Annotated in this window: 12 protein-coding genes and 1 pseudogene; 5 read left to right on the top strand and 8 right to left on the bottom strand. The window is 64.5% G+C overall.

The window, feature by feature from the left end; all coding sequences use genetic code 11:
- Positions 1-45: 45 nt before the first annotated feature.
- Positions 46-1,263, bottom strand: a complete 1,218-nt coding sequence (gene carA / locus CK227_RS16295) for a glutamine-hydrolyzing carbamoyl-phosphate synthase small subunit (protein ID WP_095773636.1) — start codon at positions 1,261-1,263, stop codon at positions 46-48.
- Between the two features lie 273 nt (positions 1,264-1,536).
- Here carA and CK227_RS16290 point away from each other — a divergent pair, with 273 nt between their 5' ends.
- Complete coding sequence (locus tag CK227_RS16290) at positions 1,537-1,989, top strand: GatB/YqeY domain-containing protein (RefSeq protein WP_179295995.1); 453 nt, start codon at positions 1,537-1,539, stop codon at positions 1,987-1,989.
- A gap of 35 nt (positions 1,990-2,024) precedes the next feature.
- Here CK227_RS16290 and CK227_RS16285 read toward each other — a convergent pair whose 3' ends face one another.
- Complete coding sequence (locus CK227_RS16285; protein ID WP_095773637.1) at positions 2,025-2,951, bottom strand: LysR family transcriptional regulator; 927 nt, start codon at positions 2,949-2,951, stop codon at positions 2,025-2,027.
- A gap of 101 nt (positions 2,952-3,052) precedes the next feature.
- Between CK227_RS16285 and CK227_RS16280 the strand changes: the two genes are divergently transcribed.
- Positions 3,053-3,844: an alpha/beta fold hydrolase gene (locus CK227_RS16280; RefSeq protein ID WP_095773638.1), complete on the top strand. Its 792-nt coding sequence runs from the start codon at positions 3,053-3,055 to the stop codon at positions 3,842-3,844.
- A gap of 50 nt (positions 3,845-3,894) precedes the next feature.
- Here the strand turns inward: CK227_RS16280 and CK227_RS16275 are convergent, their stop codons facing one another.
- Complete coding sequence (locus CK227_RS16275) at positions 3,895-4,893, bottom strand: hypothetical protein (protein WP_095773639.1); 999 nt, start codon at positions 4,891-4,893, stop codon at positions 3,895-3,897.
- Between the two features lie 273 nt (positions 4,894-5,166).
- Between CK227_RS16275 and CK227_RS16270 the strand changes: the two genes are divergently transcribed.
- The gene (locus CK227_RS16270) at positions 5,167-5,724 is read left to right on the top strand and encodes a GNAT family N-acetyltransferase (RefSeq protein ID WP_095773640.1); all 558 of its coding nucleotides are present in this window, start codon (positions 5,167-5,169) and stop codon (positions 5,722-5,724) included.
- 107 nt (positions 5,725-5,831) lie between these two features.
- On the opposite strand, the gene CK227_RS16265 is transcribed toward CK227_RS16270, so the two are convergent.
- From CK227_RS16265 to CK227_RS16245, 5 genes and pseudogenes are all read right to left on the bottom strand, one after another.
- Positions 5,832-6,863, bottom strand: coding sequence for a P1 family peptidase (locus CK227_RS16265; protein WP_095773641.1), 1,032 nt, complete (start codon positions 6,861-6,863; stop codon positions 5,832-5,834).
- A 66-nt stretch (positions 6,864-6,929) separates the two neighbouring features.
- Positions 6,930-7,025 (bottom strand): annotated as a pseudogene (locus tag CK227_RS37305) (MerR family transcriptional regulator); the annotation flags it as partial.
- A 9-nt stretch (positions 7,026-7,034) separates the two neighbouring features.
- Entirely contained in the window at positions 7,035-8,219 is a 1,185-nt protein-coding gene (locus CK227_RS16255; RefSeq protein WP_095773642.1) for an MFS transporter, read from the bottom strand.
- Between the two features lie 148 nt (positions 8,220-8,367).
- Positions 8,368-8,577, bottom strand: a complete 210-nt coding sequence (locus tag CK227_RS16250; protein ID WP_095773643.1) for a DUF2061 domain-containing protein — start codon at positions 8,575-8,577, stop codon at positions 8,368-8,370.
- 131 nt (positions 8,578-8,708) lie between these two features.
- On the bottom strand, positions 8,709-10,373 hold the full coding sequence (locus tag CK227_RS16245) for a Na/Pi cotransporter family protein (RefSeq protein ID WP_095773644.1): 1,665 nt from the start codon (positions 10,371-10,373) through the stop codon (positions 8,709-8,711).
- A 385-nt stretch (positions 10,374-10,758) separates the two neighbouring features.
- Here CK227_RS16245 and CK227_RS16240 point away from each other — a divergent pair, with 385 nt between their 5' ends.
- Positions 10,759-11,127, top strand: a complete 369-nt coding sequence (locus CK227_RS16240) for an RcnB family protein (RefSeq protein WP_095773645.1) — start codon at positions 10,759-10,761, stop codon at positions 11,125-11,127.
- 140 nt (positions 11,128-11,267) lie between these two features.
- Positions 11,268-13,202, top strand: coding sequence for a DNA primase (gene dnaG, locus CK227_RS16235; RefSeq protein ID WP_095773646.1), 1,935 nt, complete (start codon positions 11,268-11,270; stop codon positions 13,200-13,202).
- Positions 13,203-13,331: the final 129 nt, after the last annotated feature.

Genomic DNA, 13,331 nt, shown 5'->3' with positions numbered 1-13,331 from the left:
GAGGAGACGGGCTGTCGCTGTCGCGGCGGGTCGCGACGCTTCGGGCTAAGCCCGCTCGGCCAGCAGTTCCTCGCCGCGCTTCTCGCGGATCAGGTTGACGAAGCGGCGGAACAGATAGTGCGAATCCTGCGGGCCGGGCGAGGCTTCCGGATGATGCTGGACCGAGAACACCGGACGGCCGGTGAGCGCGATGCCGCAGTTCGAGCCGTCGAACAGCGAGACATGGGTTTCCTCGACGCCCTCCGGCAGCGAATCCGCGTCGACGGCAAAACCGTGGTTCATCGAGACGATCTCGACCTTGCCGGTGGTGTGGTCCTTGACCGGATGGTTGGCGCCGTGATGACCCTGGTGCATCTTGGCGGTCCTGCCGCCGAGCGCCAGTGCCAGCATCTGGTGGCCGAGGCAGATGCCGAACACCGGAATGCCGGTCTTCAGCAGGTCCTGGATGACCGGCACGGCATAGTCGCCGGTGGCTTCCGGGTCGCCGGGGCCGTTGGAAAGGAAGATGCCGTCCGGCTGCATGGCGAGGATTTCTTCCGAGCCGGTGCTGGCCGGGACGACCGTCACCTTGGCGCCGAGGCCGGCAAGCAGGCGCAATATGTTGCGCTTGACGCCGTAGTCGATGGCCACGACGTGCAGCACCGGCGCCGCCTGTTCGCCAAAACCCTCATTCCACACCCAGGGCGTCTCGCGCCAGGCCGAGGACTGGCCCGAGGTGACTTCCTTGGCGAGGTCGAGGCCGATCAGGCCAGACCATGCGGCGGCGCGCCGCTTCAGATCGTCGAGGTCGAACACGCCGTCGGGTGCATGCGCGATGACGGCGTTGGGCATGCCTTTTTCGCGGATCAGCGCGGTGAGCGCGCGGGTGTCGATGCCCGAGAGCGCGACGATGCCGCGCTTCTTCAGCCACTGGTCGAGGTGGCCGGCGGCGCGGTAGTTGGACGGGTTGGTGACGTCGGCCTTGAACACGGCCCCGACTGCGCCGGCGCGGGCCGCCGGATTGAGGTCCTCGATGTCCTCGCCATTGGTGCCGATATTGCCGATATGCGGGAAGGTGAAAGTGACGATCTGGCCGGCGTAGGACGGATCGGTGAGGATTTCCTGGTAGCCGGTGAGCGCGGTGTTGAAGCAGACTTCGGCGACAGCGGAGCCGGTGGCGCCGAGGCCGCGGCCCTCGATGACGGTGCCGTCGGCCAGCACCAGAAGGGCGGTCGGCTTTTCGGCGGCCCAAGGGGCGGTCGACGCGGGCGTCATCTCGGCCATGGCGGCACTCCTATCAGGCTGCGCGTTGCAAAGGCCCGGCGGGCCATCCGCGCAGCATACGGTGCGGAGCGGCGAATTCGCAGCCTCCACGCACTCAAGCTTCAGTTCATGCAAGGCCCAGTACATAGGGGAAGGGGGCAGGGCGGTCAATGATCATGCGAAATGCGGCTCCGATTTATTTCATCAAGCAATATCATAGGCTTGCCTCGCAATATCAGGGTTTGCGTTGGCTTGGCCCCGGCGCTATTGTCCGCGCCGATCGAAGGAGAAAGCATGATGCGCGCAAAAATCGCCGAATCCCTGAAGAGCGCGATGAAGGCGCAGGACAAGCACCGGCTGCCGACATTGCGGCTGATCCAGGCCGCCATTCATGATCGCGACATCGCCAATCGCGGGTCGGGCAAGGATCCCGCCAGCGACGAGGAGATCCTGCAGATACTGGCCAAGATGGTGAAGCAGCGCGAGGAATCGGCGAAAGCCTTCGAGGAAGGCAGGCGACCGGAACTGGCGGCTCAGGAGCGCGGTGAGATGGAGATCATTCGCGGCTTCCTGCCGACACAGCTCGACGACGCGGCGGTCACGGCGGCAGCCCGCGACGCGATCGCCGCGACGGGTGCCGCCAGCCAGAAGGACATGGGCAAGGTGATCGCCGCGCTGAAGCAGAAATATGCCGGCCAGATGGATTTCGGCAAGGCCAGCGGCATCGTCAAGGGCCTGCTGCAGTAGGGCGTTTAAGGGCAACCGCCAGGTCTGGACTTGCCTTAAGACGCTGTTTTTGGCGGCTCCAGCGCGCGTCGCAATGCCGGCGCCTCCTGCTGGATGTGATCCCACAACCGGTTGGCGATCGGCCCGTGCGGCCGGTCGCGGCGGCGCGCCACCACCAGCTCGTCGGTGCGGCCCGGCATATGGCGACCGGCAATGGAGCGCAGGCGTCCGTCGTGCAGTTCTTCCTCGATCAGGAAGCGGGGCAGGTGGCCCCAGCCGAGACCCTGCAGGATGATTTCCTTCTTCATGGCCTGGTCGGGCACCAGGCATTGCGGCGCGCCTTCGACCATGAAGTAGTCCTGCCGTGGCGAATGGCGGGCGGTGTCGCGCATGACGCATTGGGAGAGCGCCCGCATCTGGTCCAGCGTGATCGGCTGCCTGAGCCGCTCGGGCAAAAAGCCCGGAGCCGCCACGGGAATGAACGGCACCTTGCACAAATCGATCCATTCCACCCGCGCGTCGCCCTTGTCGATCCAGTGCAGGATCAGGTCGGCCTCGTCATCGAAAAGCCGCTCCCAAGGGCCGCCGACGGCTTCGAAATGCAGATGCAGGCGCGTGCCCGGGCATTGGGCGAAGAACCGCCCGAGCATGCCCAGCACCTGCGGCCTCGGGCAGAGGTCGCCGATCACGACATGGATCTCGCTTTCCTCGCCCATCGAGAGCTGGGCGGCATGGACGCGCAGGCCTTCCAGTTCGCGCAGCAGCGATTGCGCCCGGCGGTGGAACGACAGCCCTGCCTCGGTCGGGCGCACGCGATAGCCGCTGCGATCCAGGAGAACGAGGTCGAGCTGCCGTTCGAGCTTGGCAATGGCGGCGAACACCGCCGGGTGCGAGCGGTGCAGCAAGGTCGCCGCCGGCTGAAAGCCGCCGGTGCGGATCACCGCATCGAAACATTGCAGGTCGTGCAAGGTGAATTCAGCCATGTCAGGTCTGACTACAGAGTTTGTCCTATCTTTGTAATATCAGCAAAAGCTCGACGCGACTACGCTCCGCCTCATTCATCGTTCCAGAAGGACTTTTCATCATGAATGAGCTGAGTTTCGTGACTGTCGGCGACGGCACGCGCATCGCCTATCGTTTCGATGGCGATGCCGCCAAGCCGGTGCTGGTGCTGTCGAACTCCATCGCCACCACGCTGCACATGTGGGACGGGCAGGCCGGCGAGCTTTCAAAACATTTCCGTGTCCTGCGCTACGATTTTCGCGGCCATGGCGGATCAAGCGCCCCGGTCGGTGCGTATTCGCTCGACCGGCTCGGCCGCGACGTGATCGAACTGCTCGATGCACTCGGGCTTGGACGTGTGCATTTCCTCGGACTGTCGCTGGGCGGCTTCGTCGGGCAGTGGCTCGGCATCCATGCACCGGAGCGGATCGACAGGCTGATCCTGAGCAACACCTCGTCCCATCTGGCGCCGGCAAGCTATTTCGACGAGCGGATTGCCGTTGTCCGGCGGGCGCCGGACATGTCGGAAACCGCCGAAGTCTTCCTCAACAACTGGTTCCCCGCGCGGATGGTGACGGCCAATGAACCCGTCATCGAGGAATTCCGCACCATGCTGCTCGCTATCGACCGGCAAGGCCTGGCTGGCCTGTTCGCCGCCGTTCGCGATGCCGATCTTCGCCGCACGGTGTCGCTGATCAACCGGCCGACGCTGGTGATCGCCGGCGAGCACGACACGGTGACGGCCGCCAGCCACAGCGAACTGATCGCGGCGGCCGTGCCCGGCGCGAAGCTGGTCGTGCTGCCGGCGGTTCACCTGTCGAATGTGGAGTATCCGGCGGAGTTCATGGAGGCCGTGCTCGGTTTTCTGCGCTGACCGAGAGTCTACCCCGGTGAGGTCTGCTGTCTCGCGACGTGGAGCGGACCTCACGGCTCCTTGCACATCGGCACCGGCTGCGGTGGCGGTGCCGGGTGGTCCTGCTTGTATTGGGCGATGATCGGCTCGAGGGTTTTTCGCGGCCAGAATTTCGGCGCGCCGATTTCCTTCAGGCAGGAGGCGTTCCAATAGGATGCTTCGCCCGATGGCGAATGGCTTTTTGCCGCCTGCGCGACGGCGGCGATATCACGCGATTCCGGATAGATGTAGAGCGTCGTCGGATTGTCCTTCACCATCGCGATGATCTGCTGCGCATCCGTTGGCGACCAGCTGGTGCAGCCATTGCTGCGGCCGCCGGCATAGTCCACCAGCTTGCCGAACGGCACCAGGCCGTCATGGTCGGCGTAGGAGCTGTTGGGGCCTTTGCGCATGCACATGCCGCGCAGCACCTGCGCCGCATGGCCGCCGATCACCCGCTGCCTGGCATTGGCGGCTTCGCCTTCGCCGTCGAACTGGATGAAGGTGCGCTGGAAAGCCACGTCCCGTTTCGCGCCGGTCCGATAAAAACCCTTGAAGGAGGTCTTTGCCTCGCTGGTCATGTAGGCGCCGCCGGCGGTCAGTTCGGAATCCATGGCATTGCCGAAGTTCTTGGAGCACCGCCTGCCGTTTGAAAAATCGACCGTGCCTTTCAGATTCCGGCCGCCGCCGTGACCCGACGAGATGGCGTGAAACGACTGGCTGGCCTCGCAAATGACGTAGTACCGGCGCCCTAGCACGCCGTTGCCCATGTCGCCGGGACGTGTCGCATCCATGGCGAAGTAACAGGGGTTCCTGACCACGCCTTGCGCCACCTTTTTCAGGTAGAGCCCCCGCGCCCGCTCCAGCACCACGGTTGAGATCTGGCCGTCGCTGTCGCCGACATGGGCCTGCAGCCAGGCCGGGACGGCCGAGGGCGCGGCAATGGACCGGACCGTCGCGGTCAGCGCAATGACGATGACAAGAAGGCCGAGGGTGACGACTACACCCAGGGGAAAAAATCTCAACCGCACCGGTTCAATTCTCCTGCCGAAGCCATGCGAATCCCTGCGGTGTTATATCCGCAATCAATCATAAAATGTCTCGCGGCAATCGGCGAAACACATCTTGTTTAGCGAGCCTGCAAGTCCGCACGAAGAACCGGGGCCGGCGCGCGCACCGCCCATAGACCGGGACGCTGGTCCAAGGCTTGCGGCCGATGTCTCTGAACAAGGGCGAGATCCGCTTTCAGGTGGCTTGAGCGCTCGGACGGCCACGGCTATGCCTGCTGCCAGGGAGCATGGATCATGATCGAGATCGTCAAACCGGCGCTTGAGCATCTGCCGTCCTACAAGGCGGCGCTCGAGCGCGGCTGGTCGCCGGACAATGTGCGGCTCCAGGAGGCGACCCGCGAGCAGTTGGCGGAGATAGAGCAGGATCCCGTGGCCTTCCTGGCCAGCCTCGACGACCCAGAAGCGAAGGGCGGCCCGATCACCTTGCCCGACGGCACGCAAGTGCCGCGCCTGCCGGGCTTCCGCCGCTGGATCTGGGATGGCGAGGCATCGGGCTCGATCGGCTTTCGCTGGCAAAAGGGCACGGCGGAACTGCCCTCGCACGTGCTTGGCCATATCGGCTATGCGGTGGTGCCGTGGAAGCGGCGGCGCGGCTACGCCACGCAGGCCTTGCGGCTGATGCTGGACGAGGCGAGGGCGGTCGGCCTGCCCTGTGTCGAGATCACCGCCAAGCCAGGCAATCCGGCCTCGCACAAGGTGATCCTGGCCAATGGCGGCAGGCTGGTCGCACGCTTCTTCGAGGACGCCGCCTACGGCGGGGCGGAGAGTTTGCGGTTCCGGATCGAGCTGTAGGTCGCCTTAAAGCGCGTCACATCGAAACGGATGCATGGCGCGCTTCGGGTCTGTCTTTTTATGCATGTCGCGTTCCCAAAACCGAGGTCACTTTTGGGCGACATGCATCAACGTTGCTGATCGCGCAGCCAGTCGGCCAGCGATGCGCGATGCTTGCCGGCCCTGCCGGTGAAGGCCACGGCCGACAGCATGGAGTTCAACACCGCCTCGTGCGTGGCTTCCGCCGCCGCGCGAAAAAGGATGTCGATGCGCGCCTCATTGAGCGCGAGCAGCGGCACCAGATCGCGGCTTTCATCGTGGTCGACCAGATTGCCGGTGCTGAAGGCGATGGCGATGTCACCACTGCCATGGCCCCAGAAGGAGCCGAGCCTGGCGATGCCGGCCCCGGCGCGGCGCGCCACTCTTTCAAGCTGGCGGTGTTCGAGCGGCACATCGGTTGCCAGCACGATCATGACCGAGCCGCGCTCATCCGCGGCCGGTTGTCCTGGGTCCGGCCGGCGCCCATCGGGCAGAACGAGGTCTCCGGGTCTGCCGAAATTCGACAGAACGAGAACGCCGAGATGATGGCCGCCGCCGAGCGCGATTCTTCTGGACGCCGAGCCGATGCCGCCCTTGAAGCCGAAGCAAGTCATTCCCGTTCCGGCGCCGACATTGCCTTGCTCGACCTCGCCCGCATGCGCGTCGGCCAGCGCGGCGAGGGCGTGTTCCTCTGATATCGCCAGGGCCTGGATGTCGTTCAGCGGACCGTCATTGCATTCGCCGACCACCGGATTGACGGTTCCGGTGGTGCGGCCGATATCCGGGTTCTGGCGGATGGCGTCGCGGATCAGCGCCGTTGCGCAGGTTCCGACCGAGAGCGTGTTGGTCAAGAGAACAGGCGTTTCGATGGCCCCAAGCTCCTGCACCTGCGCCAGGCCGGTGGTCTTGCCGAAGCCGTTGATGACATGGCTTGCCGCCGTCACCTTCTTGCGAAACAGATTTCCGCCATGCGGCAGGATCGCGGTCACGCCGGTGTTGGTGTCGCCGTTGCGCAGCGTGCAGTGGCCGACGCGCACACCGGGCACATCGGTGATCGCATTGCGCGCGCCGGCCGGCAAGCTGCCGCAGCTCAAGCCGAAATCGCTGACAGTGCTCGTCATGTCTGCTCCTGGTCTCACGAACGGCACGCGCCCAGGCCGAGGCCCGCGTCGGACCGGATCTCAGTATCAGACATGCTCGTCCGCACACAGCGCGTGGTCTGACAGCGCGCGGATGACATAGCAGTCGCCGACCGTCTTGCCGTCACAGCAGGAGGCGATGCGGATCGTGGTCTACTCCGCCGGTGCCGTCAGCGGCGGCGTGGCATTGCTGCGCGCTTCCCAGACCTGGGAGGTGACAGCCACCACCACGGCGACCAGCATGGCGAAAGCGCCGACCACCGGCAAGCTGCGATAGCCGTAGCCGGCATTGAGCATGGCGGCGCCCAATGACGCTGCCAGCGCGATGCCGACATTGAAGCCGGACGGGATCAGCGATGAGGCGAGATTGGACGCATCGGCCGTCCACGCCAGGATGCGGGTCTGGATCGGCGTGCCGATGGCGAAGTTGAGGCCACCCCAGATGACGATCGCCACGATCATCGGCAGGGGATAGGGGCTGACGGCATAGATGACTGCCAGCGTCACCGCCTGCAGGGCCAGCATGGTGATCAGCGACGGCATCAGCTTCCAGTCCGACAGCTTGCCGCCGAGGAAGACGCCAAGCGTGGCGCCGACGCCGTTGAGCAGCAGCACCCAGGGCACCAGATCTTCGTCGAGCCCGGTGACCTCCAGCAAGGTCGGCGTGATGTAGGTGAACAGGCAGAACTGGCCGAGCATCAGCATGAGCATCAGGATCAGCGAGGTCCAGACCTGCTGGCGCGCCAGCACGCGGACCTCACGCGCCAGCCCGGCCGGTTTGGCCTGATATCCGGCGGTGCGCGGCAGAAGGGCAGTCATCGCCAGCGTTGCCGCCACGCCGAACGCACACATCACCCAGAAGGTCGCGCGCCAGCCCCAGATGTTGCCGATGGCGGTGCCTGCCGGCACGCCGATGACGTTGGAGACGGTGAGGCCGGACAGGATGACCGCCACTGCCATGCCGCGCTTGTCCTCGGGAACCAGGCCGACGGCGACCACCATGGCGACGCCGAAATAGGCGCCGTGCGCGACGGCAACGGCGATGCGCAGCAGCAGCATCGAGGTAAAGTCGGGCGCCAGTGCACAGGCCGCCTGGCCGATGGTGAAGACGATGGCGAGGCCGAGCAGCAAGGTCTTGCGCGGCAGGGATTTGGTGGCGAGCGCCAGCAGCGGACCGCCAATGGCGATGCCGCAGGCATAGCCGGAGACGAGGTAGCCGGCGGAGGGAACCGAAACGCCGAGCCCTTCCGCCACCTGCGGCAGCACGCCGGCAATGACGAATTCGGTAGTGCCGAAGGCAAAAGCGGCAATGAACAGGGCAATGAGCGGAAGCGACATGGGAAAGCCTTGGCTGGAACGGCGTCAAACCACGGATAGGAGGCGCGGGCAATCCAGAAATTTTTGTCGCGACTTTAGCTTTTCTTGACTGCTCCCCTTGGCGCCGGCGCGATCGGTCACGCAGCGCATGCCGGCAGTGGGCAAGCTCCTAGACCGGGGTCCTGCGGCCGTAAGGGATCTTCAGCCATGCGCGCTCATGAAAATAATAGAGCAGCGACTTGGTGAAGACCTCCGTCACGCCGATGGCGGCCGCCAGCTTGACGCTGCCAGTCACCACAAGCGAGATGATGATCGTGTCGATGGTGCCGGTCATGCGCCATGAAAGCGCCTTGGCGAAACTGCGCGAATGGGTATCCATCGATTTCCTCCCGGGGGCATCGGATGCTTAGCCGACGGGAGGCAGGGTGAGCAAAGACTAATTTTGCCGTTCGAGCCGGAACGACGCAAGCTTGTTCCCAAGTTGACGCCGCCGTGGCAAATCCCTTCTCGCTAGCTGGCCTTCAGTCGGGATCCTGTGAGAAGGCCGCGCTCTTCGAGCACCGGATAGGCCATCGAGGCCAGCAGTGAATTGATCTGCTTGAGGTCGCGGATGGTGTCGAGATGGATCGAGCTTGTCTCGACGCTTTTGGCGGTGCCTTCGCGCAGCCGCAGGAAATGGCTGGCGCTGGTTTCCTTCTCGCGGTCGCGCAACTGGTCCTTCTCCAGCACCAGCTGGCGCGCTGTTTCGGGGTCGCGCGAGACCAGCACGTTGAAGGCAAGCCTTGCATTGGCCAGCACCGAGCCGTGGAAGGCGCACAATTCGCTCCATCCCTCGTCGGTGAATTCCAGCCCGCGATCGACCTTCTTCTTCACATGCACCAGCATGTTGCGCACGATGATGTCGCCGACCTGCTCGAGCTTGACACAGGCGCCGATCAGTTCCTGGCAGCGCAGCGCCTCGTCCTCGGTCAGCGGGTTCTTGGTGACCTTGGCGAGGTAGAGTTTGATCGCCGCATGTTTACGGTCGACACGGTCGTCGAGGGCGGCCAGCGCCTTGATCTTGTCGGCGTCGGCACTCTCATAGAGCTCAATGATGCGCTTCAGCATGATCTCGACCGTCTCGCAGACCCGCACCACCTCGCGCGTGGCATTGGCCAGCGCCTGGCTCGGCACATCGAGCGCGCTTTCGTTGAGCGCGGACAGTTCGATGACGTCGAGCGAGGCAGCCGGCGCTGCCTTGGTGCCGAGCGCGACGATCTTCTCCGAGGCGCGGTAGACGAAGCCGGCCAGCGGCAGGCCTGCCAGCAGGATGATGACGTTGAACAGGATGTGGGCGTTGACGATCTGGTCAGCCGCCGTGGTGCCGAGGAAGCCGACATGCGGCCGGACGATCATGAAAAGGACCAAAATGACCAGCGAGCCGAGCCCGCGCATCAGCAGATTGCCGATCGGCACGACGCGCACGGCGGGTCCGGCCGAGCGGGTCAGCATCGGCGCGATGATGGAGGAGCCGAGATTGACGCCGAGGATGAGGACGACGCCGAGTTCCGGGCTGATCAGGCCGCGGCCGGCCAGCGTCGCCATCAAAAGCACCGCGGCGATGCTCGACTGGAACAGCCAGGTGATCAGCGCCGCCAGGAGATAGGCGGTGATGGAATCGCTGGAGAAGTAGTTGATGATGACCGGCATCAGCTGGCTGTTGCGCAGCGGCTCCGACGCCTGGCCGATCATTTCCAGCGACAGGATCAAGAGGCCGATGCCGACCAGGATGCGGCCGGTCTGGCGCCAGTCGCGCCGCTCGGTCGCCATGAACATCACCGTGCCGGTGATCAGGCAGAGCGGCACCAGCAGCGTGAGGTCGAAGGTCAGCAGCTTGACCACGAGCGCCGAGCCGATCTCGGCGCCGCGCACGGCCAATTGGCCGGCGGCGCCCGAGACGATACCGGAACCGGCGAAGGAGCCGACCAAAAGCGTCACGGCGGTCGAACTCTGCAGGGCGATGGCGAGGCCGGTGCCGGCCAGCACCGCCATGATCGGATTGCGCATGGTGGCGCGCAGCCTGTGGCGCAGCACATCGCCATAGGCGCGCTCGACGCCGGTCTTCACCATGCGGGTGGCAAACAGCATCAGCGCCACGGCGCCGGCCAGATGCAAAAGGACGACGGAACCGCTCATTTCGGCGCCTGCATGCGGACAGGGCACGCAGTGCGGACGGCGCGGCCAACAGGCGGAAAAGCAAGGGTTCGAATCATGGTCATGACACTGTGAATAATAGCCGGAATATTTTAGCCGGGTAATAAAACTTTGTCGATTTCAAGAGGCCGTCGCGGCGCGACAGGCCGTGTCGGGAAATGGATGGGTGCGCGAATGGCTGCACAGCCGGGCTTTGGCCGGTCTGGAATGGCTGCTTTTGCCGAGTGGCCGACACTCATCTTTGCGATGATGTTCAAGTATCGGCAATAAACAGAAGATTTCATTACACAATTGTAATGCCGGCGTTCAGTTTCAGTTCATCCGCCGGCCGCTATTCCTCGGGCATCGACAACCAAGGAGATTTCTCATGAAGCGCATTGTTCTTTCTGTCGTCGCCGTCTCGATGCTGGCCGCCACCTCACTTGCCGGCCAGGCCGCGCCGATGAACGCGCCGGTCGTGCCGCAGTCGAATTACACCAAGGTCGACTGGCAGAAGCCGGGCCACCACAATGATGTGAGGAAGCGCGTCTTCAAGAAGAAAGTCGTCGTGAAGCGGAACCACTGGCGCAATGGCCAGAAATATTCCGGCTGGAGGCAGCACCGGCCGATCCGCGACTATGGCCGCTACGGCCTGCATCGTCCCGGCCGCGGCCAGGAATGGATCCGCGTCGGCAACGACTATGTGCTGGTCGGCATCCTCTCTGGCGTCATCTTCGGCGCGCTCGCCGCGCAGTAAGCGCCGCAACCGGGCTGAGAAGGAAGGGCGGCCTGTAACGGCCGCCCTTCCTTTTACCCTGTGGAAACCGGGTATGGCCGGTATTGGGGGTCGTCGGATTTCGCTGGCATGATTATATGGTGGGGAAACGAGTTCCCTCAATGCGCTTTCCACCCGCCTTTCTCGACGAGATCCGCGACCGCGTGCCGATTTCACAGGTCATCGGCCAGCGCGTCGCGTGGGATCGCAGGAAGACCAACGCGTCGCGTGGCGACTTTTGGGCCTGCTGCCCGTTCCATGGCGAGAAAAGCCCGTCCTTCCACTGCGAGGACAAGAAGGGCCGCTATCATTGTTTCGGCTGCTCGGTCTCGGGCGATCATTTCAAATTCCTGACCGAACTCGACGGAATGAGTTTCCCCGAAGCGGTCGAAAAGATCGCCGACATGGCCGGCGTGCCGATGCCGGTGCGCGACGCCCAGGAAGAGCGGCGCGAGCAGGAACGCGCCAGCCTGACCGACGTCATGGAGATGGCGACCGCCTTCTTCCAGGAGCGGCTGCAGGGGCCTGAGGGGGCAAAGGCCCGAGCCTATCTCAGGGACCGCGGGCTGACGCCGGTGACGCAGCAGTCGTTCCGGCTGGGCTACGCGCCGGACAGCCGCAACGCGCTGAAGGAGCATCTCGCTGCAAAAGGCGTGCCGAAGGCCGATATCGAAGCCTGCGGGCTGGTGCGCCATGGCGACGACATTCCGGTCTCCTATGACTGGTTCCGCGACCGCATCATGTTCCCGATACCGGATTCGCGCGGCAAGATCATCGCCTTTGGCGGCCGGGCGCTGGCGCCCGATGCGCTGGCCAAATACATGAACTCGCCCGACACCGAGCTCTTCCACAAGGGCAACGTGCTCTACAATTTCGCCCGGGCGCGAAAGGCGCTGGCCAAGGGCGGCACGGTCATTGCGGTCGAAGGCTATATGGATGTCATCGCGCTGGCGCAGGCCGGCTTCGAGAATGCCGTGGCGCCGCTTGGCACCGCGCTTACCGAAAACCAGCTTGAATTGCTGTGGCGCATGGCGCCCGAACCGATGCTGTGCTTCGACGGCGACAAGGCCGGGTTGAAGGCGGCATGGCGTGCGGCGGATCTGGCGTTACCGTCGGTGCAGGCCGGGCGCTCGGCGCGTTTTGCGCTGCTGCCGGAAGGCAAGGATCCCGACGACCTCGTCAAGGCCGAAGGGCCGGACGCGTTCCGCGCAGTGCTTGCCGATGCGCGGCCGCTGGTCGACCTTTTGTGGATGCGCGAGACAGCTGGCGGTGTCTTCGACACGCCGGAGCGGCGGGCGGAACTGGGAAAGACGCTGCGGGAGTTGACCAGCCGCATCCGCGACGAAAGCACGCGCTTTCACTACCAGCAGGAAATGCGCGAGCGGGAAAAGAGCTTCTTCGGCTCGCAGCGCGATGCGCGGCAAGGACGCCAGGACTGGAAACCGGGGCAGGGCAAGGCAGTCGCACCCGGCGGCCAGTTCGCCAAGCCTGGCGGCGGTCGCATGGCGATCACCGAAAGCCTCGGCCAGTCGGCGCTGGTCAAGCGCGGCAGCGAAGGGATGTCTGTGCGCGAGGCGACGATCATCGTGGCGCTGGTCAACCATCCGGCGCTGATCGACGAGAATTTCGCCCATGTCGAATTTCTCGACCTCGCCAATTCCGATCTGCAGCGGCTGCACGCCGCCATCCTTGACGCAATGGCGCATGACATGGCCAATGACCGCCACGCCGTGGTGGCGACGATCGAGCGTGCCGGCTGCGCCGAGATCTGGGAGCGCGCGGTCGGCCTGATCCGGCGGGCGCGGCAATGGCCGGCGCTGGAGACGGCAGCACTTGACGACGCCCGTGACGCTCTGAACCAGGCACTGCACTTGCAGCGCAGCGCGCGCACCTTACATAAGGAGCTGAAACAGGCGGAAGCGGCGCTCGAAGCGGATCCCTCGGACGAAAACTTCCGCCATCTGATCGAAATTCAGGCGCAATTTCAGGATGTGCAGGCGACGGAAGCGCTGATCGAAGGATTTGGCGTTTCGTCGGGCAGGGCTGGGCGAGCCTAAGTGCAGCTGAGTGCAAGAATGAGAGCGTGGCCGGGCTTCCCAGGGGAGCAAGGCGCGCTAAGTCGGGTAATTGATTCGCTTTTTTCATGCGAATCATGCCAGAGGCGCTTGACCTTCAGACAGAATGGC

Origin of the sequence: Mesorhizobium sp. WSM4308, from assembly GCF_002294905.1 — a bacterium.
Lineage (GTDB): Bacteria > Pseudomonadota > Alphaproteobacteria > Rhizobiales > Rhizobiaceae > Mesorhizobium.
The sequence above is the reverse complement of the archived record's forward strand: the minus strand, read 5'-3'. Positions and strand labels throughout refer to the sequence as shown.